This window comes from Pseudomonas sp. DD1 (assembly GCF_044510355.1).
GTDB lineage: Bacteria > Pseudomonadota > Gammaproteobacteria > Pseudomonadales > Pseudomonadaceae > Aquipseudomonas > Aquipseudomonas shahriarae.
This window is the reverse complement of record NZ_MSAJ01000012.1, coordinates 21,535-46,087: the sequence shown is the minus strand read 5'-3', so window position 1 is coordinate 46,087 and position 24,553 is coordinate 21,535. Positions and strand designations below refer to the sequence as shown.

Below are 24,553 nucleotides of genomic sequence, written 5' to 3'. Positions count from 1 at the left end.
CGGGGGGTCAACCCGCCTGGTTGCTTAAAAACGCGTGGATGTTGTTCTGTTTGAAATTCAACTGCGGGTGCAGCTCGACCATCTCGAAGGACAGCGCCAGCAGCCGTTGTGCCTGCAGGGCGGCGAAGTGCTCGGTGATCACCATGAACAAGGTTTCAGCCACCGCCTGACGGGTAGGCAGGTCGCGACCGTGGCCGACCTTGAGGGTCATATGGACGAAGGCGTAGTCGTGCTTGCCATCGGCCATGCGCCAGGTGTCCAGGCGCACCGCGCGGCTGCGGATGCCGCCGAGGGGGAACACGCCACTGTCTCCCAGCACCTGGTGGACCTTTTCAAACAGCCCTGGCAGATCGGCCTGGTGTTCGAGGTTGTCGGTGTATTCGGCGATGAAATGCGGCATGCAAAGCCTCCTTCTGTAGGCGATTAATGTGGGCGCTGTGTTGCCGGGCGAGGCTGCGCCCACATCTGCGGGTGTTGTATTCAGAGCGGGAAAATGGCGTTGATCTGGCCGGTGCCGGAGCTGCCGAACGGCTCGGTGATGATCTCGGCCGGGCGGTTGTACTCAGGCCCGCCGAGCAAACCCAGGAGCATCGCGGTGTCGTGCATCTTGCCCTCGCCAAAGCAGTGTTCGGCGTAGTCCGGGAGCATCGCGCAGAACTCCTTGAAGCGGCCTTCGCGCCACATCTGCACCACGTGCATATCCACTTGCTTGTCGAACTCGCGGGTCCAGTTGTGGATGTTGGCTTCGGCTTCGCGGTCGTCGGAGAAGCGGTGCGACAGTGACCCGGAAGCCAGCACCAGCACCTTGCGATCACTCTTCTCGATGGCGCGGCGCACGGCGGCACCGAAGGCGAAGCTGTCTGCCAGGCGATGCCAGGCGCACCAGGCGGCGATGGAGATCACCTTGAATTTCTGCTCTTGGGGCACATCCATGTGCATGTAGCGCATGGGCACCAGGGTGCCGTATTCCAGCTCCAGGCTCGGGATGTTGTGGTTCATGGTGCGCACCCCGGCCAGGTTGGCTTCGGTGGCAATCAGTTCACCCAGTTCCGGGCAGCCGGGGTAGGCGTACTCCATGTTCTTGATGAAGTGCGGCAGCTCATTGCTGGTGTAGGTACCCTGGAAGCGCTCGCCACCGTTGACGTGGTAACCGCTGTTGACCAGCCAGTGCACATCGAATACCACTGCGGTGTCGGCCCCCAGTTCACGGGCGCGGCGCCCGATCTCCTTGTGCCCGGCAATCGCCGCCTCGCGGCAACCGTGGTGCTTGCCCGGCAGTTCCGACAGGTACATGGAAGGCACGTGGCAGATTTTCGCCGCCAGGACTACTTCACCCATGATCATTCTCCTGATTTCATTATTCTTGTTGGTGCGCTACGGACCCTGTAGTAGCCAGCCCCGGCGGGTTATACGCCCCAGCGCGGGATGTGGTGGCTGCCCATGGAAATGCACACGTTCTTGATCTCGGCGAACACTTCGAAGCTGTACTGGCCGCCTTCACGACCGGTCCCCGAGCCCTTGACCCCGCCGAACGGCTGACGCAGGTCGCGCACGTTCTGGCTGTTGATAAACACCATGCCGGCCTCGATGCCACGGGCCAGGCGATGAGCCTTGCCGATGTCCTGGGTCCAGATATAGGACGCCAGGCCATACTCGGTCTCGTTGGCCAGTTGCAGGGCCTCGGCTTCGTCCTTGAAGGGAATCAGGCACACCACCGGGCCGAAGATTTCTTCCTGGGCGATGCGCATGTTGTTGTTGACATCGGCGAACACGGTGGGCTGGATAAACTGCCCGCGTGCCAGGTGCGCCGGCAGGTTGGCCGGCCGCTCCAGGCCGCCTGCAACCAGGTTGGCGCCTTCTTCGAGGCCAATCTTGATGTAGCCGGTGACTTTGTCATAGTGGGCTTGCGTGATCATCGAGCCCACCTGGGTGTTCGGGTCTTGCGGGTCACCGACAATCAGGCGTTTGGCGCGGGCGGCGAACTCGGCGACGAACTGCGGGTACACGCTCTCCTGGATAAACACCCGGCTACCGGCGGTGCAGCGCTCGCCGTTGAGCGAGAAGATGGTGAACAGCGCGGCATCCAGGGCCCGTTCGAGGTCGGCGTCTTCAAAAATCAGCACCGGCGACTTGCCGCCCAGCTCCATGGAGTACTTTTTCAGGCCGGCGGTCTGCATGATTTTCTTGCCGGTGGCGGTGCCGCCGGTAAAGGAAATTGCCCGCACATCCGGGTGACGCACCAGGGCATCACCGGCGGTGGCGCCGTAGCCCTGGATCACGTTGAGCACGCCCTTGGGGATCCCTGCTTCCAACGCCAGGCGTCCCAGTTCGTTGGCGGTCAGCGGCGACAGCTCGGACATCTTCAGTACCGCCGTGTTGCCCAGGGCCAGGCACGGGGCGGTCTTCCAGGTGGCAGTCATGAACGGTACGTTCCATGGCGACACCAGCGCGCACACACCCACCGGTTGGTACAGGGTGTAGTTGAGCATCTGGTCGTCCACCGGGTAGCTGTGGCCGTCCATGCGCGTGCAGACTTCGGCGAAGAAATCAAAGTTGTGCGAGGCCCGAGGGATCAGCACGTTCTTGGTCTGGTGGATCGGCAGGCCGGTGTCCAGGGTTTCCAGTTCGGCCAGGTGCGGTACGTTCTGCTCGATCAGTTCGCCGAGCTTGCGCATCAGGCGCGCGCGCTCCTTGGCCGGGGTGTTGGCCCACTTCGGGAAGGCTTCCTTGGCCGCAGCCACGGCCTGGGCGACTTCTTCGGCGCCACCGCTGGCCACTTCACCAATCGCCTCGCCGGTGGCGGGGTTGTAGTTGATGAAGGTGTCTTTGCTTTCGACCTCACGGCCGTTGATCCAGTGTTTGATCATGGGGTTCAAGCCTCTTTCCGGGCGGCGAAAAAGTCCGCCTCGCTGACAATTCGGTTGACCAGGCGGCCGACGCCTTGCACTTCCACCACCACTTCATCCCCTGGCACCACATCGGCCAGGCCTTCGGGGGTGCCGGTGGCGATCATGTCGCCGGGTTGCAGGGTCATGAAGCTGGACAGGTATTCGATCAGGTAGGGGATATCGAAAATCATGTCGCGGGTGCTGCCTTCCTGGCGCAACTCACCGTTGATCCAGGTGCGCAGGGTCAGGTTGCCTGGGTCCGGCACATCGGCCACGTCGACCATCCATGGGCCGACCGGGGTGGTGGCGTCGCGGTTTTTCACACGCAGGTTGGGGCGGTAGTAGTTTTCCAGGTAGTCGCGGATCGCGTAGTCGTTGCACACGGTGTAGCCGGCCAGGTACTCCAGGGCGTCCTCGCGCTTGACGTTGCGCGCCGGCTTGCCGATCACCGCCACCAGCTCGCACTCGTAGTGCATATAGGCGATGTTGTCCGGGCGCCAGGTGATCTGGTTGTGCCCGGTGTAGGTGCCTGGCGACTTGATAAAGGCCAGCGGCTCGGTCGGCGGGGCGAAGGCCAGCTCGGCGGCATGGTCGGCGTAGTTCAGGCCCAGGGCGAACATATTGCCGGTGGCCGGTGGCAGCCACTCAACCTGATCTTCGGCCAGCAGCCGGCCATCGGCCAGGCGCACAGCGTTATCGGCTTCGACGTGGACCTGATGGACCTGGCCTGCATAGCGGATACGGGCGTGTTTCATGGGTGTTCCTCGGCCTGGATGTGGTTGACCAGGCGGCCCAGGCCGCTGATCTCGACTTCGACGGTGTCGCCGGGCTGCACATCCACCCGGCCTTCAGGCGTGCCGGTGATCAGCACATCGCCCGCATGCAGGGTCATGAACTCGCTGATTTCGGCGATCAAGCGGGGAATGTCGCGCACAAAATTGGCCGTGGTGTTCTGCTGGCGCAGCTCGCCATTGACGAACAGCTTGAGGCTCAACTGATGGGGGTTGGCGATCTGCTCGCGGGCCACCAGTTCAGGGCCCAGGGCGCAGAACCCGTCGCGGCACTTGGCTTTGACGGCGGGGCGGTAGTAGCTGTCTTCCGGCAGGCTGAACTCATTGACGATGACGTAGCCCGCCACGTGCTCCAGGGCATTTTCCACGCTGACGCGGCTGGCGCTTTTGCCAATCACCACGCCCAGGGCAGGGCCCGGTTGCAGGCGTTCGCCGTGGGGCTGGAGCACGATGCCGTCATGGCTGTTGCGGGTGTTGGGGGTCTTGATAAACAGCACCGGCTTGACCGGCGGCTTCTGGTACGGCGGCTGCTCGAATTCGGCGAGACGCTGGTTCAGCAAGCCCTGGTAGTTCAGCGCGACGCCGAACAGGGTGCCGCTGGCAACATCATGCAGGGTACGGCTCATGGATTTCTCCTGGCGATGGCGACTGCTCTGGAGGCAGTTCGTTAATGTGTTAACGTTATAATTAATATGTTAACTACCGTCAAGCGTGGCAAAATCATCGGGTGCAAAAAACAATAAAGAGGCGCCTGTGAAACCGATCCCCAACATCAACATCGGCCAGGTCTACGACCAGCGCTACAGCGATGCCGACGTGCATTACGACCGGCTCGGCAACCTGGCGGGGTTTTTCGGGCGCAATATGCCCGTGCATCGGCATGACCGGTTTTTCCAGGTGCATTACGTCAAGAGCGGCGCCGTGCGGGTCTACCTCGACGATCAGCAGTACCTGGAATCCGGGCCGATGTTTTTTCTCACGCCGCCCACGGTAGCCCATGCCTTTGTCACCGAAGCCGATGCCGACGGCCATGTCCTGACCGTGCGCCAGCAACTGGTACGGGCGCTGATTGATGCCGACCCGAGCCTCGCGCCCGGCCCGCAGATACCGCCCGCCTGCGTCGCGCTGGCACGCCTGGCACCCACGTTTGAGCCCGAGATCAAGCGGCTGGAGTGGCTGTTCGACGAGCTGTGCAACGAGGTCAACAGCACGGGCGCCGGGCGGGCGACAGCCCTGGAAAGCCTGACCCGCCTGATCATGATCAGCCTGCTGCGCCTGTGCGCCAATTCCCTGGAAGCACGCCCGGCGCGCCACGAAGACTTGCGCATCTTCCATCGCTTCAATGAACTGATCGAAGACCACTATTTGCTGCATTGGCCGCTGTCGGCGTACGCCGAGCACATTGGCGTGACCGAGGCGCGGCTCAACGACGTATGCCGGCGTATTGCCGACCTGCCGTCCAAGCGCCTGGTGCTGGAACGGCTGATGCAGGAAGCCCGGCGTCTGCTGCTGTTTACCGGCAGTTCCGCGAATGAAATCTGCTACCAGTTGGGGTTCAAGGACCCGGCCTATTTCAGCCGGTTCTTCCAGCGTTATGCACAGATGACGCCGGGGGAGTACCGCCTGCGTCAATCGGGCCTGCGTTGATCACCACAGCGCCAGGCTGTAGCCGACGATGATGCGGTTTTCGTCGATATCACTGGTCAGGCCGTTGCTCGACCGCAGGGTCGCGTTACGCAGCCTGACGTTGACGTTTTTCAGCGGCCCGCTCTGCACGGTGTAGGTCAGGTCGGTATCGCGCTCCCATTCGCGGCCATTGCGCACGCTGGCGGTCTGCACATGGCTGCCGTCCACATAGCGCGTCATAAAGGTCAGCCCCGGCAGGCCGAGGGCGGCGAAGTTGTAGTCATAGCGCGCTTGCCAGGCATCGGTCTCGGCCTTGGTGAACACATTGATGGTTACCAGGTTGACCGAGTAGGGGTCCATGCCGGGGTAGGCGAAATCGCCATGGCCTGACAGGTTCTGGTAGCCCAGGCCGAACTTGTGCGCCCCTGTCGACAGGCTCAGCATGCCGTTGAAGAACCGGTTGTCGATGCGCCCGCCATCCACCCGCGAAGCGCCGCGCAATTCATGGCTGCCCTGTTCGCGGGTATCGAAGTAGCGCAGGTCGCTGCGCAGGCTCATGCCGTTGCTCAGCGGCAGGTCGTGCACCAGGCCGATGAAGTGCTGGCGGTAGATATCCTGCATCTGTGCGTAGTAGTAAGTCGTCGCCAGCTGTGGGGTGATTGCATAGGTGCCGCCGGCCAGGTCCAGGTGGCTGCTGTCGACGCCGGCGTAGCTCATCGCGTCGTTGCTGGAAGAGTCGCGCAGGTTCTGTTTTTCCAGGCGGCCGAGGTTCAGGGTCAGGCCGGCGATGTCCTGGGAGGTGAGCAACTCGCCGGTATAGGTCGAAGGCAGGAGCCGGGTGTCGTTGTAGGCGGCCACAGGCAACTGCGGCTGCAGGGTGCCGGCCTTGAGCACGGTTTTCGAGACCCGCACCTTGGCCGTCAGGCCCAGTTCACTGTAATTGTCGACGGGCTGCTGGCTGGCGCCATACGGCAGCAGCCCGGTGCCACGGCGGTCGCGGCTGGAGTCGAGCTTGACCCCCAGCTCACCCAGGGCATCCACGCCAAAGCCCACCCGGCCTTCGGTGTAGCCCGACTCCAGGCGCAGCACAAAGCCTTGGGCCCACTCATCGGCCTTGTTCTGCGGCGCGTGGGTTTGGCGAAAGTCGCGGTTCATATAGAAGTTGCGCAGGTCGAGGCTGGCCTTGCTGTCCTGGATAAACTCGGCGTAGGCGCTCAAAGGGCTGAACGTAGCGCACAGGCCGGCGCTGGCCGCCAGGGGAAGGAGGCGCAAATGCATGACAGATTCCTTTTGTTGTTTTTGTAGGTATCGCCCTTCGGATCGCTGAAGGGAGTGGCATATTGTTAACATGTTATATTTATTATAGGTAGACAATTTGCGCTGCTTTAAAATAATTCGTGTCGAGGTTAACGAGTTTGTGTGGCGGCCGGCTTGCATGCCCGTGGAGCCGACCCTAAGCTTCGACGCTTCGATCTCTTTTGTGCGTGAGCCATGTCCACTCCCAGACCTTCCCTGACGCTGACCCTGCTGCAGGCCCGCGAAGCCGCCATGGCGTTTTTCCGGCCGTTGCTCAATGAACATCAATTGACCGAGCAGCAGTGGCGGGTGATTCGGATCCTGCGCCAGCAGGGCGAACTGGAGAGTCATCAGTTGGCGCACCTGGCCTGCATCCTCAAACCGAGCATGACCGGCGTGCTGGCGCGCCTGGAACGCGACGGCATCGTGCGTCGGCGCAAGTCCAGCGAAGACCAGCGCCGGGTGTTCGTGACCCTCACCGAGCAGGGGCAACAGTGCTTCGTCGAGATGAGCGCGGGGATGGAAAGCAACTACCAGAAGATCCAGGAACAGTTCGGCGAAGAGCAATTGCAGCAACTGCTCGACTTGCTCAACCAGTTGAAAAACATCAAGCCCTAAGCTGTTGCCGGCGATGGCGCCTCATACCGCGCCGCACACAGGTTGAACACTCATGGAAAGACGGCAATTCAGCGGCGGGATGAAAGGCAAGAACCTGCGCTACCTGAACGAAACCCCGGGCCAGGCCCAACGCCAGGTGCGTGCAGGGTTTGTGTTGCTGGAACACTTTTCCCTGCCGGCCTTCACCCAGGCGCTGGACACCCTGATCACCGCCAACCTGCTGCGCCCGGGGTTGTTCACTTCACGCACTTTCGGCCTGGACGAGCAGGAGGTGATCAGCGACCTGGGCCTGGTGATTCGCCCGGACGCGCGCCTCGACCATAACGCCCTGGGCGACCTCGATCTGTTGGTGATTTGCGGCGGCTATCGCACCCAGCTCAAGGCCGGTGAAAGCTTTATCGAACTGCTCAAGGCTGCGGCGCAACAGGGTGTGGTCCTCGCCGGCTTATGGAATGGCGCGTGGTTTCTGGGCAAGGCCGGGGTGTTGGACGGCTATCGCTGCGCCATTCACCCGGAACATCGCCCGGCCCTGACGGAAATCGCCAAGGCCACCCAGGTCAGCAGCGAGCCCTATGTGATTGATCGCGACCGCTTGAGCGCGTCCAGCCCTTCGGGCGCGTTCCATATGGCCCTGGACTGGATCAAGAGCCTGCACGACAAGGCGCTGGTGGAGGGCATTGAAGATATCCTGGCGTTTGAGGAGTCGCGTTACCGGCGGATCAAGCCCGCCGAAAATATCTGCGTGAGTGCGCCGCTGCGCGAGGTGGTGCGCCTGATGGATGCCAACCTCGAAGAACCCCTGGCCCTGGAGCAACTGGCGGTGTATGCCGGGCGCTCGCGGCGCCAGCTGGAGCGCTTGTTCCGCGAGCAGTTGGGCACCACACCGCAGCGCTACTACATGGAGCTGCGCATCACCGAGGCCCGGCGCCTGCTGCAGCACACCGAACTGTCCCAGGTCGAAGTGCTGGTGGCCTGCGGGTTTGTGTCGCCCAGCCACTTCAGCAAATGCTACAGCGCCTACTTTGGCTACCGGCCTTCAAAGGAAACCCGGCTGGTGAAGTAACCCCCCCCATTTCTACGCGGAATGCGTCGCCGGTTTGCTCGCCGGTGCGCGCTTGACGCAATGCGCCAGCGCCTGCTCGATATCCGCCAGCAGGTCTGCGATATCCTCCAGCCCCACCGATAAGCGCACCAGTCCTTCGGCAATCCCGTGCTGGGCACGTTCCTCCGGGGTGTAGGTGGAGTGGGTCATGCTGGCCGGGTGCTGGGCCAGGGATTCGGCGTCGCCCAGGCTCACTGCGCGGCTGAACAGCTTGAGCGCGTTCATGAAGCGTTTGCCGGTGGCGATGCCGCCCTTGAGTTCAAAGGCAATCATGCCGCCCGACAGTTTCATCTGACGTGCTGCCAACTCGTATTGCGGGAAGGAGCGCAGGCCGGGGTAGGTCACCGACTCGACTGCCGGGTGGGCCTGCAAGGCCTCGGCCACGGCCTGGGCATTGCTGCAATGGCGATCCATGCGCAGGGCCAGGGTCTTGAGACCGCGCATCAATAGAAAGGCGTCCTGGGGCGACAGTACGGCCCCGGTCAGGTCCTTCAAGCCCTGCAGGCGAATGCGCTGCGCCAGGTCATGGCGGCTGACGGCGATCCCGGCAGTGATATCGCCATGCCCGCTGAGGTACTTGGTGGCCGAATGCACCACCACATCCGCGCCCAGTTCCAGCGGGCGTTGCAGGTACGGGGTGCAGTAGGTGTTATCAACCACCATGGTCACGTTGGCTTGCTGGTGAGCGATCTTGGCCACGGCGGCAATGTCGATCAATTGCAGGTTGGGGTTGGCCGGGGTTTCGCAGTAGATCATGCGGGTCGCGGGGGAGAGTGCGGCGCGCAGGGCGTCGAGGTCTGCCAGGTCGACATGGCGCACCTTGATGCCGAACTCACCAATGCCATGGTGCAGCAGGGCGAAAGTACAGCCGTACAAGGTCTGGCTGACGATCACCTCATCGCCGGGGCGTAATAGGGTCCAGAAGGTCGCCGCAATCGCGCCCATGCCGGAACTGAACGCCACTGCGGCCTCACCGCCCTCCAGGGTGGCCATGCGTGATTCCAGCAGCGCCAGGGTCGGGTTGGAAATGCGCGTGTAGAAGTGCCCGCTTTCTTCACCGGCAAAACACCCCGCGCCGTATTCGGCGGTCGGGAAGGCAAAGGTCGCCGACAGATAGATCGGCGGCACCAGGGCACCGTGATGGTCTTGCGCATCGTAGCCGTAGTGAATGGCACGGGTAGAAAAGCCGAATGTGTTGTGTTTATTGTGCATGTCGGACACTCCTTATTTCCTACAATGCTATGCTCATAACCGAGGCAGAACGTTGCCTACTTTGCCGAGAAAAGCCTGTGGCGAAGGATGAAATCCCATAAAAATAACAACTTGAGGCAAGACATGCCCAGTAGCCTGGACCGTACCGACAAAGCCCTGCTCAACGCCCTGCAAGGCAACGCTCGCCTGACCGTCGCCGAACTGGCCGAGCGCGTGTCCCTGACCACCTCGCCCTGCTGGCGAAGGGTCAAGAACCTGGAAGACAGCGGCGTGATCAGCGGCTACCAGGCGATCCTTTCGCCCAAAGCCCTGGGCTACGGGGTTACGGCCTTTGTCAGCATCATGATGGATACCCATTCCAAGGAAATCGCCCGGGCGTTTGAACAGCGGTTGCTGGACATCCCGGAAATCGTCGCCTGCCATAACGTGTCCGGCCGCTATGATTTTTTGCTGGAAGTGGTGGCCAGGGACCTGGAGTCCTTCGGCGAATTTGCCCGTGAGGTGTTGCAGACATTGCCGTGTGTGAAGGAAATCTACTCGAGCTTTTCCTACAAGTCGGTCAGGCCGTTGCGGGTGATTCCGTTGCCGGGGTGATGAGGCGCTCATGGGGATTGCGCAAGGCCGTGGTGCTTTCCTGCCGGCTTAAGAGATAAATCGTATTTCTTGCTCCGCTGTGACCCTTCAAGCCCATACGGTACTGCCGGATGCTAAAGGGCAGGGGGGCGATGTCTGGTTTGTAAGCAATGATAAAGATATGTCCGTGCCCAAAGCCCAGCTTGGTGATGCCGGTCGCCATACGCTCATCCATGAACTGGGCCACGCAATGGGGCTTACGCACCCCGGCAACTACAACGGCATTCTCGAACGTTCGAAGATCGACTCCCATGAAGACTCTCAAAGCCATAGCGTCATGAGCTATCGGGGCGAACGCACGACCTATGCCAATCATGGGGGCTTTCGGGCGTCGGCTCCCCAGCTCGACGATATTTACGCTTACCAATCCAAATATGGCGTCAATCACCAGACCCGCAAAGACGACACCACGTATGGCTTCAATTCCAATACCGGTCGTGACTTCCTGAGCGTCAATACCAAGCACGACAAAATGGTCGCCGCCATTTGGGACGGTGGCGGCAATGACACGCTTGACTTCTCGGGCTACAGCCAAGACCAGAAAATCAGTCTTGAAGAGGGTACGTTTTCCGATGTGGATGGCCTAAAAGGCAACGTTTCCATTGCTTATGGCGCCACTATCGAGAATGCCAAGGGTGGGACAGGCAACGATTGGCTGGTGGGCAACGCCGCGAATAACGAACTGCGCGGTGGCGATGGCAACGACTCCAGCGCCACGGCACCGGACCGGATCCAGGACTTTGTCAGCGGCGAGGACAAGGTTGACGTGTCAGGTATCAGGGCGCAGCTGGGTGATAAACCGTTGCAGTTTGTCAGCCGTTTTACCGGGGTGAGCGGTGAAGCCATCGTCGCCTATGACCGACAGTCGAACATGAGCACGTTGCAGATTTCGGGAAAACCCAGCCAGCCGGCCTTTGTCCTGGAGGTGCAGGGAGAACTGCAGCGCAGCGATATCGTGAGCTGATCGCTAAAGGTGTCCAAGGGCGGTGGGCCAGTCCTGGCTGTTCAGTACACCCAGCACCTTGAGCTTGCCATGCGCATTGATTTGAACGAACAGTGAGCTGCCATATTCGGCGCCATCAGCGTGGGGGTAACCCAGCACCCGCTCCAGGTCACCGATGCATTCGCTGTGGGTGACCAGCAACAGGTTGCGCCCAGGGCGTTTGCGTACCGGCAGATCGTGGGCGAGGGCCGTGCCACATAAGGTCAAGCGGTCGGGCAATATCTGGGCATCGCCGAACATGAGTCGCGAGGTTTGCACGGTACGCGTGGTAGGGCTGCTCACCACATCGCTGTGGGACATGCCCAGGGTGTGGAACGCGCTACCCACGGCGACGGCCGAGACACCGCCGGGGCGGCTCAAGCCATCCGCAGGGCCCAGGCAGGGGTTGCCAGAGCGGTCGCAGCGTTCTTCATGGCGTACCAGCACGATCAGGTCGCCACTGCGCCAGGCCGCCAAGGCCCCCGAAGTGACCAGGCGATTGTCGATTCCCAGGTTCGGCGGCGTGGTTGGCCAGAGCATTGCGCCCATCACCACCAGGCACAGGGCGATGAGCGCAACGAAGCGCAGCCATAACTGCTTGAAGGTTTTCGCCCGGCCCTCATCCGGGCAATTTATGTCAACCACACTCTTCACCCTGACACCTGAGATACAGCCGTTTGTGTTGCTGGGCAATTTAGGGGGCAGGGCGTGGTCGGCCAGTGAAAGCGATGTGAAAAAATTGCCTGGGTGGCGAGGGATAAGTCCCTCGCAACAAGGTCAGTTTCTCCTACAGCACTGATCACATCCTCCTTACATCTATTTGAAAAAATACTGTACAGATATACAGTATTATCCTACAGTCCATCCCAGGTGAACGGATTTCACCGCGCACCGACGCCACAATTTTTTAACTATGGATGGATAAAAAATGAAATCGAAAAAAGCCTTTATGCTGGGCGCGGCCATGGCGGCCTCCTGCTTCGTTTCGGCCTTTGCCCTGGCCGAACAATACCCTTCGCAAGCCCCAGCCAAACTGTCCGCTCAGGCAGTCAAGCAAGCGGTCGATCAAGTGCTTAAAGTGGGGGGCAAGGTCCAGTCGTCGAAATTGTCGGTCGAACTCAAGCAAAAACTCAAGGCGGCCAAGGCAGCCAAGCCCAAGGCCCTGGCGAGCAAAGCCACAGCCAGCGCTGCGCCCTTTGAGGCGGTGATCGGCGAGTTGCAAAAGCCGCAGCAGGATCAACTGCAAGGCGCAGCGATCGCGGCTTTTACCCCACAGTTCCCGACCCTGGATATCAACACCCTGTACACCCTCACCGGGGTAGAGACCGGGGCCGAAATTGCCTATCACTTCAACCTGCCGAAAAACGCTCGCATCCAGGTCCAACTGCTGAACCAGAGCGCCGGTACCGATATGTCGTTGAGCCTGTTCCATGACGATGGCCAGGGCAACCTGACGCTGCTGGGCACCTCTGATAACGCAGACAGCACTGATGAATACCTCAACGGCGTGATGCCTGCCGGCGATTACTACTGGTACATGGTGGCCAAAGCCGCGAGCAATTCGCAGTTCAGTTTTGGCGTGGCGGTGGACAGCAATATCGACGCCTTCGAGCCCAACGACACCGCGCAAACCGCGTTCGCCCTCCCGGATGCCCTGAACCAGGTGACCGGCAACCTCGACAGCGTCAACGATGTCGATTACTTCGACTTCACCGCGCTGCGCGGCCAGGGTGTGGGCATGTTCCTTGGCGATGACGGCGAGGGCACCCGCGACCAGTGGATCTTCGAGCGTTTCGATGGCAACAATTGGGTGGTGATCCAGCCAAACAACACCTCCACCTACCCTAACCTCACGCCTGGCTACACCGTCAAGGTTCGGGTGCGGGCCAACCCGGCAGTGGCGCTCAACCCGCAGGCGCGATACCTCTTGTCTTTTGGCTCGGCGCCGCGACTGAACCAGAGCAATGTGAATGGCGATAACGTGGTGCGCATTCCCAGTTCGATCATGCAACTGGCAACCCAGGCTGCCCGTAGCCTGAGCTGGAGCACCCAATGGTCGGACAGCACCGGTGAGCCGTTGCGGGGTGTGACCCCGGTGCTGCGGGTCGACAAGCGTTTCGATAACACCATCAACTACCACTGGGTCAATTACGAGGCCAAGACCGGTATCACCGGCGCGGCCTCCGGCAATGTCGACCTGGGCACCTGCTCCGGCGATCTCAATGCGGTCTACCCGGACAGCTCGTCCGGCCAGACCTACAACTGGCGGACCTGGTTCAACATGGGCGGCTGGCGCATCGAGCTCAAAGAGTTCCCCGGTGTTGGCGTGGGCGGCAACATCACGCAGTACGTAAGCCTGGGGCATATCTGCAGCCAGACCATCGTGCGCTAACCGAAAACGGCTTGCCGGCGATCGCCGGCAAGTCGGCTTCTACAGCGCCAGTTTCAGTGGCAAGCGGGCCATGCTGGTGTTCTTCAGCGAGCCCAGGTACAGCCAGTCGCCATGCTCGCGCGCCGTGGTCACCGGCGAATAGTTGCCGGCACTGCCATCCTGCAAATTAGCGATCACCTGGCCATGCACGTCCAACCCCAGCACAAAGGCTTTGCGCTCCACGGGCTTGGGCAGCACCAGCAGCGCACGGACCACCATCTTGCGGACCGCCGGGTAACCGGCCAAGCCATCAAGCAGCGGGTTACGCGGTGAATACAGGGCTACCCAGAACCGATCCCGGCCGTTGAAGGTGAGGTTGTCCGGCAACCCTGGCAGGTTGTCGATAAACAGGTCATGGGTGCCCGCCTTGTCGCCCTTGAGCCAATAGCGACTGATGCGATAGGCCCCGGTCTCATTGACCAGCACATAGGCCTCATCCGGCCCCAGCGCCACGCCGTTGGCAAATTGCAGTTGATCGAGCAACACCTCGGTCCGGCCGTTGCTGAAGTCATAGCGCAACAAGCGGCCATCGCCACCATGCTCGATCACCGCCTCACCATCCTGGCCATAGCCCCAGCGGCTCGACGCGTCGCTGAAGTAGGCGTAGTGCCCGGCCGCATCCACCGTCACATCATCGGTAAAGCCGAAGGGCAGGCCATTGGCGCTGGTCGTCAGGCTGGCCAGTTTGCGCTGGTCGTCCAGTGCCAGCAGGCCCTTGACCCCGTCGGCAATGATCAGCCGCCCGTCCGGGTGTTGCGCCAGGCCCAGCGGCCGCCCCCCGGTATGGGCCAGCACCTCCAGGGTCTGGCTGTCGGGTGCGGTGCGGATGATCCGCCCGTCATGCAGGCCGGTGATCAGAAAACCCTTGGCATCCACCAGCAACGCTTCAGGCCCGTCGATGCCCTGGGCACCGATACGCTGGACGTCCTTCAGGCGCTGGTTTTCGCTGTAGGGCCCATCCTTCAGCGAGGGGGCCTTGGGTGGTGTCCAGTTGACCGGTTGCACCTGGGTGGGCATCAGCAGCAGGAAGGCCACGACGACGATCAATACCAGGAGCAGCAAGTGGCGGATTTTTTGATTCATGGTGTGTCCCGAGGGGCTTTGGAGGGGGGCGTGACCGGCTCCCAGTGCAACGTGCCGAACAGATAGTCCATCAGCGGCAGCACAATGTTGAAGTTGCGCCCTTGCATCAACTCACGGCGGTGGTGCAACGCATGGAGCTGGTGCATGTGCCGGATCCACGGCAGGCGTGCCAGGGGATGGTCGGAGGGCAGATGTTCACAGGCATGGAAGGTTTCGTAGAGCAGGTAACCGAGGATCATACACCCGGCGAACAACCCCGCCACGTTGGGGTTTAACTGCTTGAGCAGCCACCAGGCGGGGAGGGTGATGGCAAGGCTATGGACAACGATCAGCCAGGCGGGAAACAGGATCACCCGCCAGTCCCTGGGGCTGTCGTAGGTCATATGGCCAGGGGTGAAAAAACTGTGGTGATCGCCGGTGTGGCGTGCATAGAACAGCTTGGCGACAGCGTGTTTGTGATGGCCCAGGTGGCGGTGGACGAGGTAGATGCACAGGTTGAAGAACACCAGGGTCAGGGGGATGGTCAGCCATTCCCAGGCCTGAATGTGCTGGGTGCTGCCCCAGGCCAGGAGGATGCAGGACAAACCGTAGAGCATTACAAAACCGGCATGCAGCCACGGGTTATAGCGTGGGTGAACAGCGGCACGGTAGCGTTCGCGAAAGGCCTCGGTGGGATGGGTCATGGCGTCGCTCGTTGTATTTTTTGTTGGTGAGTGAGCTTAGTCCGGCCTGAGGATTTTGCGAGCTGAGCTAGCCCCTGTGGGCGCTGGCTTGTCGGGTCGCCGCATCGCTGCGATCGCGCCAGTAAGAACACCTCGGGTGTGCGCCTTAACGACCCACGCGAGCATGCCCACACCCACAAGGGATATCGCAAGGGGCTTGCACCCACCGCATTTCCTTGCTAGCTTCTGGCAAAATGTTAACGATAACATTTGCTCTAAAAATAAAAACAAAACAGAGAACCACGCCATGAAAATGCTTCGCAAAACCCTGTGTTTGTTGGCTTTAAGCATCTCCACCGTCGCCCTGGCCGACACCAAGCCTGCCCCCATGCGCATCGGCGCTTCCTTCCAGGAAATCAACAACCCGTACTTCGTCACCATGAAAGACGCCCTGCAAGAAGCGGCGGCGACCATCGGTGCGCAATTGATCATCACCGATGCCCGCCACGACGTGTCCAAGCAGGTCAGTGACGTGGAAGACATGCTGCAAAAGGGCATCGACATCCTGCTGATCAACCCCACGGATTCGGTCGGCGTGCAGTCCGCCGTCAAATCGGCCCACGCCGCGGGTGTGGTGGTGGTTGCAGTGGATGCCCAGGCCGAGGGGCCGCTGGATTCCTTTGTCGGCTCGAAAAACTTCGACGCCGGCTTCCAGGCCTGTGAATACCTGGCCAAGAGCATCGGCGACCAAGGCAATATCGCGATCCTCGACGGCATCGCCGTGGTACCGATCCTCGAGCGCGTGCGCGGTTGCAAGGAAGCCGTGGCCAAGCACCCGCAGATCAAGATCGTCAGCATCCAGAACGGCAAGCAGGAACGTGACCAGGCGCTGAGCGTGACCGAAAACATGCTCCAGGCCCAACCCACCCTCAAGGGCATTTTCAGCGTCAATGACAACGGCTCCCTCGGCGCACTGTCGGCCATCGAAGCCAGCGGCATGGATGTCAAGCTGGTCAGCGTTGATGGCGCACCGGAAGCGATCAAGGCCATCCTCAAGCCAGGCAGCAAGTTTATCGCCACCTCGGCGCAGTACCCCCGCGACCAGATCCGCCTGGCCCTGGGCATCGCCCTGGCGAAGAAGTGGGGCTCCCATGTCCCCGCCAGTATCCCGGTGGACATCGCCCTGATCGACCAGGCCAAGGCCAAGGATTTCAGCTGGTAAACCGTCCATGCCCCACGTCAATCGTGGGGCACAGGGCATCCTTCTGAACGAGAGGTCGGCGGTATGAGCAGTCTTTTGCAACTGGAAAATATCTGTAAGCGCTACCCCGGGGTGCAAGCCCTCAAGTCCATCAACCTGCAGGTGGAACGCGGTGAAATTCATGCCTTGCTCGGGGAAAATGGCGCGGGCAAATCGACCCTGATGAAAATCCTCGGCGGCGTCGAGCACCAGGATGAAGGGCGCATTCTGATTGACGGGCAGGCCCGGCACTTTGCGACGTATCGCGATGCGATTGCCGCCGGTATCGGCATTGTCTTCCAGGAGTTCAGCCTGATTCCCGACCTCACGGCCGTGGAGAATATTTTCCTCGGCCATGAGCTGAACAACCGCTTCGGCCTGCTGCGCAAGCGCGATATGCATGAGGCGTCCCAGGCATTGTTTCAGCGCCTGGGGGTGAGCATCGACCTGCAATGCCCGGTGCGGCGCCTGAGCGTGGCCGAGCAGCAGTTTGTCGAAATCGCCAAGGCCCTGGCCCTGGAAGCGCGGTTGCTGGTGCTCGACGAACCCACCGCGACCCTGACGCCGAGCGAGGCCGAACTGCTGTTCGAGATCATGCGCGAACTCAAGCGCCAGGGCGTGGCGGTGATTTTTATCTCGCACCATCTGGAGGAGATTTTCCAGGTGTGCGACCGCATCAGCGTGTTGCGCGACGGCGGCAATGCCGGCGTCACCGACGTGGCCGACAGCGATATTGACCGCCTGGTGGAGATGATGGTGGGCCGCAAGCTGGAATGCAGCTTCCCCGCCAAACCCACCGCCGCGCGCGGGCCGCTGCTGCTGGAGGTCAGGGATATCCAGTTGCAACGCAATGGCCCCCACAACCAGTTCCACCTGCACCAGGGCGAAATCCTCGGCTTTGCCGGGCTGGTCGGTTCGGGCCGTACCGAGATGGCACTGGGGATGATGGGCGCACTGCCGTCGGTGACCAAGGATGTGTGGTTGCGCGGCGCCAAAATCAGCCTCGACGACCCGGCCCAGGCGTTGGCCCACGGCATCGGCCTGCTGCCGGAAAGTCGCAAGAGCGAAGGCCTGATCACCGATTTCAGCATTCGCGAAAACATCTCCATCAACAACCTGCACAAGTACCAGGGCGCCAGCGGCCTGATCGACAAGGGCAAGGAGTGCGCCAGTGTCGAAGCGTTGATGCAGCAACTGTCGATCAAGGCGCCGAGCGGCGAAAGCCGGGTGTTCAACCTGAGCGGCGGCAACCAGCAGAAAGTGGTGATTGCTCGTTGGATCAACCATCACTGCGATGTGCTGGTGTTCGATGAACCAACCCGTGGCATCGACGTCGGCGCCAAGGCACAGATCTACGCGCTGATGCGCAAGCTCACCGAGCAAGGCTACGCAATCATCATGATTTCCTCCGAACTGCCGGAAATCATCGGCATGTGCGACCGCGTCGCCGTGTTCCACAAGGGCGCCATCGTCAAGGTACTGGAAGCGTCCGCCGTCAACCCACAAGAGGTCATGCGCCATGCAACAGGGGGCTCAAGTGAATACGTCCATTAACCGCGCAGGTACCCAGGGGCTACGGCTGAACCTGGCACGACTGGTGCGCTCGCCGGCGTTCTATCCGTTTATCGGGCTGCTGGTGGTCACGGCGGTGATGATCGTGGCCAGCGACAACTTCCTTACCGCCAGCAACCTGTCCAATATCGGCCGCCAGGTGTCGATCAACGCGATCATCGCGGTGGGCATGACCTGCGTGATCCTCACCGGTGGTATCGACTTGTCGGTGGGGCCGGTGATGGCCTTGTCCGGCACCCTGACCGCCGGGCTGATGGTCGCGGGCCTGCCGCCGGGCCTGGCGATTGGCGCGGGCCTGTTGATCGGCGTGGCCTTTGGTATCGGTAACGGGCTGTTCGTGGCGTACCTGCATATGCCGCCGATCATCGTCACCCTGGCGACCATGGGCATCGCCCGGGGTTTTGGCCTGATGTACACCGATGGTTATCCGATTTCCGGGCTGCCGGAGTGGTTTGGTTTCTTTGGCCGCCAAAGCCTGCTGGGCATCCAGGTGCCGATCCTGATCATGCTGGTCACCTACCTGATGGCCTACGTGCTGCTGCAACACACACGCATCGGTCGCTACATCTACGCCATCGGTGGCAACGAAGAGGCGGTGCGCCTGTCCGGGGTGCGCGCGGCGCGCTTCAAGTTGCTGGTGTATGGCATCAGCGGCCTGACCGCAGCGATTGCCGGGCTGGTGTTGACCTCGCGCCTGATGAGTGGCCAACCCAACGCCGGCATCGGTTTCGAGCTGGATGCGATTGCCGCAGTGGTCCTGGGCGGCGCCTCGATTGCCGGTGGGCGCGGGGTGATTGTCGGCACCTTGCTCGGCGCCATGCTGCTGGGCGTGTTGAACAACGGCCTGAACATGCTTGGGGTCTCGCCCTATGTGCAGAGCGTGATCAAGGGCGCAATTATTCTGCTGGCGATCTTTATCAGCCGTCAGCGCCACAAGTAAAAAACCCAGCACCTCAACGCGGCCGCCGTGGCCGCGACGGGCTCTCTCATCTTCAATAAAGGTCAGTACATCATGGATAAGCACAGCCAAATGCAAGCCGTCGTCTGCCACGGCCCGAAAGACTACCGCCTGGAGCGCATCAGCAAACCCCTGGCGCGGCCCAATGAACTGGTGATCCGCATTGCCGCCTGCGGGATCTGCGCCAGTGACTGCAAATGCCACTCGGGCGCGGCGATGTTCTGGGGTGGCGACAATCCGTGGGTCAAGGCGCCGGTGGTGCCGGGGCACGAGTTTTTCGGTTACGTGGAGCAAGTGGGCGAGGGCGCCGAGGAGCACTTTGAGGTCAAGGTCGGCGACAAGGTCATCGCCGAGCAGATCGTGCCCTGTGGCAAGTGCCGCTTCTGCAAGTCCGGCAAGTACTGGATGTGCGAAGTGCACAACATTTTCGGCTTCCAGCGCGAAGTGGCCGAAGGCGGCATGGCCCAGTACATGCGCATCCCCAAGACCGCCATCGTGCACAAGATTCCCGAGTCGGTGTCCCTGGAGGATTCGGCGTTGATCGAGCCCATGGCCTGCGCGATCCATACGGTCAACCGTGGCGACCTGCAACTCGATGACGTGGTGGTGATTGCCGGTGCCGGCACCCTGGGCCTGTGCATGGTCCAGGTGGCTGCGCTGAAGACCCCGAAAAAGCTGGTGGTGATCGACATGGTCGACGAGCGCCTGGAGCTGGCGAAAAAATACGGCGCCGATGTGGTGATCAACCCGGCCCGTGACAACGCCCGTGCGATCATCAAGGGCCTGACCGACAGCTACGGCTGCGACGTGTATATCGAGACCACTGGCGTGCCGGCCGGCGTGACCCAGGGCCTGGATTTAATCCGCAAGCTGGGGCGGTTTGTCGAGTTCAGCGTGTTCGGCGCCGAGACCAGTGCCGACTGGTCAATCATCGGTGACCGCAAGGAACTGGACGTACGCGGCGCACACCTGGGGCCGTATTGCTACCCGGTGGCCATCGACCTGTTCGAGCGCGGCCTGGTGACATCCAAGGGCATCGTCACCCACGATTTCCCCCTGGATAACTGGGCCGAAGCGTTCGACCTGGCCAACTCGGTGAAGTCGATCAAGGTGCTGCTCAAGCCGGGGCAATAAGTATGAAATACGTGATTGGCGTGGACATTGGCACCCAAAGCACCAAGGCGCTGTTGGTGGATGGTGAGGGTCGGATCATTGCCCAGCACAGCCAGGGCTATCGCGTGGACACGCCAAAAGTGCGCTGGGCCGAGCAGTGGCCGCAGGTCTGGCTGGACGCGGTGGAGGCCTGTGTGGCCGGGTGCATGGGCAAGGCCGGGGTCGTCAAAGAGCAGGTCAAGGCGCTGTGCATCAGCAGCCTGTACGGCGGCTCGGGGATAGCCGTGGATGCGCAGATCAAGCCGCTGCACCCATGCCTGATCTGGATGGACCGCCGCGCCGGCGAGCAGGTGGCCTGGGTCCGCGAGCAGGTTGACCTGGAGCGCCTGTTCGCGGTCACCGGCAACTCCCTGGACAGCTACTACGGCTTCACCAAGATGCTCTGGCTCAAGCAGCACCAGCCTGAAGTCTGGGCCAACACCCGCTACCTGCTGCCGCCCAACAGCTATATCAATTACTGCCTGACCGGTGAGGTGGCGGTGGATCACAGCAGCGCCGGCAATATCGGCGGGGTCTATGATGTGGCCGCGCGCGGCTGGTCCGTCGAGATGCTGGCGGCGCTGGATATCCCGTTGGCAATGATGCCCGAGCGCTTGCTGTATTCGGGCGAAGTGGTGGGCGGTTTGCTGCCGGAATGGGCTAGGCGCCTGGGCCTGGCGCCGGGCATGCCGGTGCTGGCCGGTGGCGTCGATGCGGCGATGGCGACCCTGGCGGCCGGCGTCACCCGGCCGGGCAACCACGTGGCGATGATCGGCACCAGCATGTGCTGGGGCTACCTCAACCAGCAGGTGGATGCCCGCCATGGCCTGGTGAGCATGCCCCATGTCTATAACGGCCAGCAGGACCTGTACATCTTTGGCGGCGCGATTACTGCCGGTGCCTCGGTAAGCTGGTTTCGCGAGCAGTTCTGCCAGGCCGAGGAGCAACAGGCCCAGGCCACCGGCCAAGACAGCCTGTGGCTGCTGGAACAGCGCGCGCGCGAGATCCCGGCGGGCAGTGAAGGGCTGTTGTTTTTGCCCTACCTGATGGGCGAGCGCAGCCCGGTGTGGGATGACCAGGCCAGCGGCAGTTTTGTCGGCCTGAACCTCTATCACAGCCGCATCCACCTGTACCGCGCGGTGCTCGAAGGCGTGAGTTTTGCCCTGCGGCACAATATCGAGGCGGGCATGCGCGGTGCCCATTCCCTGGACCCACGGTTGATCGTGGTGGGCGGCGCGAGCCATTCGGATTTGTGGATGCAGATTATCGCGGATGTCACCCGCTACCCGGTGTACACCATCGTCCAGGAAGTGGAGGCGGCGCTGGGCGCAGCGTTGTTGGCGGCGCATACGGTGGGGCTGGTGGATAAGGCGCAAATGGACAAAGGTTGGGTGCAGTTGCAGCTGCGGGCCGAGCCTGGGGCTGAAAATGTGCAGGCATACGACCGCGCTTTTGCCGACTACCTGAGGCTGTATCCGGCACTCAAACCGATCATGCACAGCCTGCAAATGAGTTAAGTGAACACAGACCAAGATTTGGGAGCAGGCAAACCAGCTCCCACAGGGGTTCTCCATTGCATTCGAGACCGTCATCCATGACCACCACCTTCGACTTCAGCCACCAGCGCATCCTTGTTACCGGCGCCACCAGCGGTATTGGCCGGGAAATCGCCCTGCAACTGATCGCCAGCGGCGCCCAGATCTTTGCCATCGGCCGCGATGCCCACGCCCTGTCCCAATTGGGTTGTGCAACCCTGTGCCTGGACATCGCCAACAGCGCCGCCCTGGATCTGGCCCTCAAGGACTTGCCGCCCATGCACGGCCTGGTCAATTGCGCCGGGATCTCGCGCCTGGAACCGGCAGCGGCGATCAGCAGCGCCGCCTTCGACCACGTGATGAACGTCAACGCCCGCGCCGCCGCGCAAGTCGCCAGCCGGGTAGCGGCGGCGATGATCGCGGCTGGTATCGCCGGCAGTATCGTCAACGTTTCCAGCCAGGCCTCGTTGGTGGCGCTGGAGGATCACCTCGGTTATTGCGCGTCCAAGGCTGCCCTGGATGCGATCACCCGTGTGCAATGTGCCGAATGGGGACGTTTCGGGATCCGCGTCAACAGCGTCAACCCCACCGTGACCCTCACGCCGATGGCGCAACAGGCCTGGTCCGACCCGGCCAAGCGCGACCCGGCCCTGGCGGCGATTCCCCTGGGGCGTTTTGCGCAACCCCGGGAAGTGGCGTTGCCGGTGCTGTTCCTGTTGAGTGAGGCCGCGAGCATGATCAGTGGGGTCAGCCTGCCGATTGATGGCGGCTACACCAGCCGCTAGCCGTTCTCCAGCTTGCCGGCGATCACCACCTTGTCCCGGGGTTTGTGCGGGTCTTGCAGGCGGTCGAGCAACAGGCGCACTGCACTGCTGCCGGCCAGCGACGCATCGTGGGCCACGCAGGCAATCGGCACGCCGAAGATATCTGCAAACGGCAGGCGGTCGATGCCGCAGATGGTCAGGCTGTCGTGGGGGATATTGTGCATGCGCAAGGCGCGCAGGGCGCCGAGGGTGATCAACTGGTTGAAACCCATGATCGCCTCCGGCGCGGGGTGCGCGGCCAGGTAGTCGAGGGTGTGCAGGTAGGAGGGCATCAAGGTGTAGTCGCCGGCGCACACTTCGACCTGCACCTGGGGATGCTCGGCGAGCACTTCGCGCAGGCCCTTGAGGCGCTCCACGGTGATGCGTGAATGCTGCGGCCCGGTCAGTACCAGCAGGCGCTTGAGCGCCGGGTTCTGGCGCAACAGGTACTGCGCGGCCTCGATCCCGCTGTGGTAGTTGTCCAGCACCACGCGGCTGAACGGGCTGTCGTGGATCGTGCGGTCGAGCAGCACCACCGGGGTCTTGCCGTTGCCCAGGCGCTCCAGGTAATCGGGCTGGTAGTCGGGCTCGTCGGAGACCGGCGACAGGATAATCCCCGCCACGCGATAACCCAGCAGGGTATCCACGGCCTTGCTTTCCAATTCTTCCAGCTCGTCGGTGTCCACCAGCATGATGGTGTAGCCGTGCTTTTTCGCCTCGCGGGAAATCGCCTTGATCATTTCGCTGTAGAACGGGTTGTCCACCGACGCGGTGATCACCCCGATGATCAGGCTTTCGCTGCGCTTGAGCCCGCGAGCAAAGGCGTTGGGCACATAGTCCAGCTCCCGCGCCACCTCAAGGATCCGCGCCAGGGTGGCGGGCTTGACCAGGTCAGGTTTGCTCAACGCCCGCGACACCGTGATGGTGGTCATATTGACGCGTTTGGCGATGTCGCTGATGGTGACGGATTTTTTCTTGTTCATCGGCAGGTGGGACCAGGAGAAAACATCAGGAGGCTACCATGGGCATCGGTTCAAAGCACCGGATCCCAACGCTGTGACCAATCGCTCTCGGCCTTGACCACCCCGCGCAGCAGCACCAGGGCCTGCTGCAGGATCGCCGAATCACGCTCACGCGAGTACACCAGGTAGGTCGGGAAACTGAACTCCGGGGCCTTGGGCACGCGCTCCATCACGCCGCTCTCGAGATAGCTCTGCACCACCCGCGTGCGGAAATAGCCGCTGCCACCGTTCTCCAGGATGTACTGCAAGGCCAACGGTCCCAGGTTGAAACTCACAGCCGCGCGGGCCTTGTCCGGCAGGGCGGCGTCGTGTTGCTGGCGAAAGCCCGCGCCCCAGTCGATATACACATAGGGATCGGGGCGGGTGGCCAGGCGCACTAGGATCAGTTTTTCCTCCAGTACCTGCTCCACTTGCAACCCCGGCCAGTACTGCGGCTGGAACACCAGCGCCGCATCCAGCACCCCCAGTTCCAGCTGGCGCAACAGGTACTCCCCGTCACGCACTTCGGTGCGCAGCGCATGGCTGGGGATGTGTTCGCGCAGGGCCTTGGCCCAGCCGAGGATCAGCGGGTTGCACAGGCTGACTTCGCCGCCGATATGCAACACATTACGATAGCCCTCGGGTAACGGCAGGTCGCGGCGTGCGGCTTCCCAGGTTTGCACCAGTTGATTGGCATACACCACGAATGCCTCGCCATCGGCCGTCAACCGCGCCCCGGCGCGGTTGCGCACAAACAGGGTGCTGTCGAGCTGGCTTTCGAGCTTTTGTACCCGGGCGGTGATGGCGGTCTGGGTAACGTGCAGTTTCTCGGCGGCAGCGGCCAGGCTGCCGCAACGGGTGATTTCCAGGAAAGTGCGTGCCAGTTCGATGTCCATGTCGGCTCCGAGGCAGGAGCGAGCGTGCTCGCGAAAAGTGTCAACGATACCACGCACCTCTTCGATGAGTGC

Annotated in this window: 24 protein-coding genes; 12 read left to right on the top strand and 12 right to left on the bottom strand. The window is 61.9% G+C overall.

Translation table 11 applies throughout. The annotated features are described in order from the left end of the window. Positions 1 to 7: 7 nt before the first annotated feature. The 5 genes from PSFL_RS11785 to PSFL_RS11765 form a co-directional block, all read right to left on the bottom strand. Positions 8 to 400, bottom strand: coding sequence for a 5-carboxymethyl-2-hydroxymuconate Delta-isomerase (locus tag PSFL_RS11785; protein ID WP_115128600.1), 393 nt, complete (start codon positions 398 to 400; stop codon positions 8 to 10). A gap of 80 nt (positions 401 to 480) precedes the next feature. Beyond that, positions 481 to 1,338: a 3,4-dihydroxyphenylacetate 2,3-dioxygenase gene (gene hpaD, locus PSFL_RS11780; protein WP_273878916.1), complete on the bottom strand. Its 858-nt coding sequence runs from the start codon at positions 1,336 to 1,338 to the stop codon at positions 481 to 483. Positions 1,339 to 1,406: 68 nt separating this feature from the next. Continuing rightward, positions 1,407 to 2,867 (bottom strand): 5-carboxymethyl-2-hydroxymuconate semialdehyde dehydrogenase, encoded by a 1,461-nt coding sequence (gene hpaE, locus PSFL_RS11775; protein WP_057441651.1) that lies wholly within the window; start codon positions 2,865 to 2,867, stop codon positions 1,407 to 1,409. Between the two features lie 5 nt (positions 2,868 to 2,872). Beyond that, on the bottom strand, positions 2,873 to 3,643 hold the full coding sequence (locus PSFL_RS11770) for a fumarylacetoacetate hydrolase family protein (protein ID WP_057441649.1): 771 nt from the start codon (positions 3,641 to 3,643) through the stop codon (positions 2,873 to 2,875). After that, positions 3,640 to 4,305, bottom strand: coding sequence for a fumarylacetoacetate hydrolase family protein (locus PSFL_RS11765; protein ID WP_057441647.1), 666 nt, complete (start codon positions 4,303 to 4,305; stop codon positions 3,640 to 3,642). Before PSFL_RS11765 ends, PSFL_RS11770 begins: the two co-directional genes overlap by 4 nt. Positions 4,306 to 4,432: 127 nt before the next feature. Here PSFL_RS11765 and hpaA point away from each other — a divergent pair, with 127 nt between their 5' ends. Continuing rightward, complete coding sequence (gene hpaA / locus PSFL_RS11760) at positions 4,433 to 5,326, top strand: 4-hydroxyphenylacetate catabolism regulatory protein HpaA (RefSeq protein ID WP_057441645.1); 894 nt, start codon at positions 4,433 to 4,435, stop codon at positions 5,324 to 5,326. On the opposite strand, the gene PSFL_RS11755 is transcribed toward hpaA, so the two are convergent. Continuing rightward, on the bottom strand, positions 5,327 to 6,583 hold the full coding sequence (locus tag PSFL_RS11755) for an OprD family porin (protein ID WP_273866910.1): 1,257 nt from the start codon (positions 6,581 to 6,583) through the stop codon (positions 5,327 to 5,329). Between the two features lie 213 nt (positions 6,584 to 6,796). Here PSFL_RS11755 and hpaR point away from each other — a divergent pair, with 213 nt between their 5' ends. Together hpaR and PSFL_RS11745 are read left to right on the top strand one after the other, a co-directional pair. Next, positions 6,797 to 7,219 carry a homoprotocatechuate degradation operon regulator HpaR gene (gene hpaR / locus PSFL_RS11750; RefSeq protein WP_057441641.1) on the top strand — a complete coding sequence of 141 codons (423 nt, stop codon included), beginning with the start codon at positions 6,797 to 6,799 and terminating at the stop codon, positions 7,217 to 7,219. A 52-nt stretch (positions 7,220 to 7,271) separates the two neighbouring features. Further along, positions 7,272 to 8,282, top strand: a complete 1,011-nt coding sequence (locus tag PSFL_RS11745) for a GlxA family transcriptional regulator (protein WP_120733581.1) — start codon at positions 7,272 to 7,274, stop codon at positions 8,280 to 8,282. Between the two features lie 12 nt (positions 8,283 to 8,294). On the opposite strand, the gene PSFL_RS11740 is transcribed toward PSFL_RS11745, so the two are convergent. Next, the gene (locus PSFL_RS11740; RefSeq protein WP_115128595.1) at positions 8,295 to 9,533 is read right to left on the bottom strand and encodes a methionine gamma-lyase; all 1,239 of its coding nucleotides are present in this window, start codon (positions 9,531 to 9,533) and stop codon (positions 8,295 to 8,297) included. A 123-nt stretch (positions 9,534 to 9,656) separates the two neighbouring features. Here PSFL_RS11740 and PSFL_RS11735 point away from each other — a divergent pair, with 123 nt between their 5' ends. After that, positions 9,657 to 10,127, top strand: coding sequence for an Lrp/AsnC family transcriptional regulator (locus PSFL_RS11735; protein ID WP_032863716.1), 471 nt, complete (start codon positions 9,657 to 9,659; stop codon positions 10,125 to 10,127). A 160-nt stretch (positions 10,128 to 10,287) separates the two neighbouring features. After that, positions 10,288 to 11,130 (top strand): M10 family metallopeptidase C-terminal domain-containing protein, encoded by an 843-nt coding sequence (locus PSFL_RS11730; protein ID WP_273872337.1) that lies wholly within the window; start codon positions 10,288 to 10,290, stop codon positions 11,128 to 11,130. Between the two features lie 3 nt (positions 11,131 to 11,133). Here the strand turns inward: PSFL_RS11730 and PSFL_RS11725 are convergent, their stop codons facing one another. Continuing rightward, positions 11,134 to 11,793 carry a histidine phosphatase family protein gene (locus PSFL_RS11725; protein ID WP_273872336.1) on the bottom strand — a complete coding sequence of 220 codons (660 nt, stop codon included), beginning with the start codon at positions 11,791 to 11,793 and terminating at the stop codon, positions 11,134 to 11,136. Between the two features lie 283 nt (positions 11,794 to 12,076). Between PSFL_RS11725 and PSFL_RS11720 the strand changes: the two genes are divergently transcribed. Next, entirely contained in the window at positions 12,077 to 13,540 is a 1,464-nt protein-coding gene (locus PSFL_RS11720) for a hypothetical protein (protein ID WP_397470079.1), read from the top strand. A 39-nt stretch (positions 13,541 to 13,579) separates the two neighbouring features. On the opposite strand, the gene PSFL_RS11715 is transcribed toward PSFL_RS11720, so the two are convergent. Together PSFL_RS11715 and PSFL_RS11710 are read right to left on the bottom strand one after the other, a co-directional pair. After that, a complete protein-coding gene (locus tag PSFL_RS11715; RefSeq protein WP_198849010.1) occupies positions 13,580 to 14,662 on the bottom strand; it encodes an SMP-30/gluconolactonase/LRE family protein in 1,083 nt (360 codons plus the stop codon). Further along, the gene (locus PSFL_RS11710; protein ID WP_170059755.1) at positions 14,659 to 15,345 is read right to left on the bottom strand and encodes a sterol desaturase family protein; all 687 of its coding nucleotides are present in this window, start codon (positions 15,343 to 15,345) and stop codon (positions 14,659 to 14,661) included. Before PSFL_RS11710 ends, PSFL_RS11715 begins: the two co-directional genes overlap by 4 nt. Positions 15,346 to 15,631: 286 nt before the next feature. Between PSFL_RS11710 and PSFL_RS11705 the strand changes: the two genes are divergently transcribed. The 6 genes from PSFL_RS11705 (at position 15,632) to PSFL_RS11680 (ending at position 22,566) form a co-directional block, all read left to right on the top strand. After that, positions 15,632 to 16,546: a substrate-binding domain-containing protein gene (locus tag PSFL_RS11705; RefSeq protein WP_057444288.1), complete on the top strand. Its 915-nt coding sequence runs from the start codon at positions 15,632 to 15,634 to the stop codon at positions 16,544 to 16,546. Positions 16,547 to 16,609: 63 nt separating this feature from the next. After that, entirely contained in the window at positions 16,610 to 18,118 is a 1,509-nt protein-coding gene (locus PSFL_RS11700) for a sugar ABC transporter ATP-binding protein (protein ID WP_397470078.1), read from the top strand. After that, entirely contained in the window at positions 18,084 to 19,076 is a 993-nt protein-coding gene (locus PSFL_RS11695; protein WP_115128590.1) for an ABC transporter permease, read from the top strand. The genes PSFL_RS11700 and PSFL_RS11695 overlap by 35 nt, the downstream gene beginning before the upstream one ends. Before the next feature lie 72 nt (positions 19,077 to 19,148). After that, positions 19,149 to 20,228, top strand: coding sequence for an alcohol dehydrogenase catalytic domain-containing protein (locus PSFL_RS11690; RefSeq protein ID WP_397470077.1), 1,080 nt, complete (start codon positions 19,149 to 19,151; stop codon positions 20,226 to 20,228). 2 nt (positions 20,229 to 20,230) lie between these two features. After that, positions 20,231 to 21,763, top strand: coding sequence for an FGGY-family carbohydrate kinase (locus tag PSFL_RS11685; RefSeq protein ID WP_115128588.1), 1,533 nt, complete (start codon positions 20,231 to 20,233; stop codon positions 21,761 to 21,763). Positions 21,764 to 21,840: 77 nt separating this feature from the next. Then, a complete protein-coding gene (locus PSFL_RS11680) occupies positions 21,841 to 22,566 on the top strand; it encodes an SDR family oxidoreductase (protein WP_115128587.1) in 726 nt (241 codons plus the stop codon). Here PSFL_RS11680 and PSFL_RS11675 read toward each other — a convergent pair. Together PSFL_RS11675 and PSFL_RS11670 are read right to left on the bottom strand one after the other, a co-directional pair. Next, a complete protein-coding gene (locus tag PSFL_RS11675; protein WP_057441621.1) occupies positions 22,563 to 23,567 on the bottom strand; it encodes a LacI family DNA-binding transcriptional regulator in 1,005 nt (334 codons plus the stop codon). The genes PSFL_RS11680 and PSFL_RS11675 overlap by 4 nt on opposite strands. 50 nt (positions 23,568 to 23,617) lie before the next feature. After that, entirely contained in the window at positions 23,618 to 24,481 is an 864-nt protein-coding gene (locus PSFL_RS11670; RefSeq protein WP_057441615.1) for a LysR family transcriptional regulator, read from the bottom strand. Positions 24,482 to 24,553 lie beyond the last annotated feature (72 nt).

What these genes read in the sequence shown, in the direction of transcription:
- PSFL_RS11705 (WP_057444288.1), top strand. Translation starts at nt 15,632, where the DNA reads ATGAAAATGCTTCGCAAAACCCTGTGTTTGTTGGCTTTAAGCATCTCC.
- PSFL_RS11680 (WP_115128587.1), top strand. Translation starts at nt 21,841, where the DNA reads ATGACCACCACCTTCGACTTCAGCCACCAGCGCATCCTTGTTACCGGC.
- PSFL_RS11740 (WP_115128595.1), bottom strand. Translation starts at nt 9,533, where the DNA reads ATGCACAATAAACACAACACATTCGGCTTTTCTACCCGTGCCATTCAC.
- PSFL_RS11670 (WP_057441615.1), bottom strand. Translation starts at nt 24,481, where the DNA reads ATGGACATCGAACTGGCACGCACTTTCCTGGAAATCACCCGTTGCGGC.
- hpaD (WP_273878916.1), bottom strand. Translation starts at nt 1,338, where the DNA reads ATGGGTGAAGTAGTCCTGGCGGCGAAAATCTGCCACGTGCCTTCCATG.
- PSFL_RS11770 (WP_057441649.1), bottom strand. Translation starts at nt 3,643, where the DNA reads ATGAAACACGCCCGTATCCGCTATGCAGGCCAGGTCCATCAGGTCCAC.
- PSFL_RS11735 (WP_032863716.1), top strand. Translation starts at nt 9,657, where the DNA reads ATGCCCAGTAGCCTGGACCGTACCGACAAAGCCCTGCTCAACGCCCTG.
- PSFL_RS11710 (WP_170059755.1), bottom strand. Translation starts at nt 15,345, where the DNA reads ATGACCCATCCCACCGAGGCCTTTCGCGAACGCTACCGTGCCGCTGTT.
- PSFL_RS11715 (WP_198849010.1), bottom strand. Translation starts at nt 14,662, where the DNA reads ATGAATCAAAAAATCCGCCACTTGCTGCTCCTGGTATTGATCGTCGTC.
- PSFL_RS11730 (WP_273872337.1), top strand. Translation starts at nt 10,288, where the DNA reads ATGTCCGTGCCCAAAGCCCAGCTTGGTGATGCCGGTCGCCATACGCTC.
- hpaR (WP_057441641.1), top strand. Translation starts at nt 6,797, where the DNA reads ATGTCCACTCCCAGACCTTCCCTGACGCTGACCCTGCTGCAGGCCCGC.
- PSFL_RS11745 (WP_120733581.1), top strand. Translation starts at nt 7,272, where the DNA reads ATGGAAAGACGGCAATTCAGCGGCGGGATGAAAGGCAAGAACCTGCGC.
- PSFL_RS11720 (WP_397470079.1), top strand. Translation starts at nt 12,077, where the DNA reads ATGAAATCGAAAAAAGCCTTTATGCTGGGCGCGGCCATGGCGGCCTCC.
- PSFL_RS11700 (WP_397470078.1), top strand. Translation starts at nt 16,610, where the DNA reads ATGAGCAGTCTTTTGCAACTGGAAAATATCTGTAAGCGCTACCCCGGG.
- PSFL_RS11690 (WP_397470077.1), top strand. Translation starts at nt 19,149, where the DNA reads ATGGATAAGCACAGCCAAATGCAAGCCGTCGTCTGCCACGGCCCGAAA.
- PSFL_RS11765 (WP_057441647.1), bottom strand. Translation starts at nt 4,305, where the DNA reads ATGAGCCGTACCCTGCATGATGTTGCCAGCGGCACCCTGTTCGGCGTC.
- PSFL_RS11755 (WP_273866910.1), bottom strand. Translation starts at nt 6,583, where the DNA reads ATGCATTTGCGCCTCCTTCCCCTGGCGGCCAGCGCCGGCCTGTGCGCT.
- PSFL_RS11695 (WP_115128590.1), top strand. Translation starts at nt 18,084, where the DNA reads ATGCAACAGGGGGCTCAAGTGAATACGTCCATTAACCGCGCAGGTACC.
- PSFL_RS11675 (WP_057441621.1), bottom strand. Translation starts at nt 23,567, where the DNA reads ATGAACAAGAAAAAATCCGTCACCATCAGCGACATCGCCAAACGCGTC.
- PSFL_RS11685 (WP_115128588.1), top strand. Translation starts at nt 20,231, where the DNA reads ATGAAATACGTGATTGGCGTGGACATTGGCACCCAAAGCACCAAGGCG.
- PSFL_RS11785 (WP_115128600.1), bottom strand. Translation starts at nt 400, where the DNA reads ATGCCGCATTTCATCGCCGAATACACCGACAACCTCGAACACCAGGCC.
- hpaE (WP_057441651.1), bottom strand. Translation starts at nt 2,867, where the DNA reads ATGATCAAACACTGGATCAACGGCCGTGAGGTCGAAAGCAAAGACACC.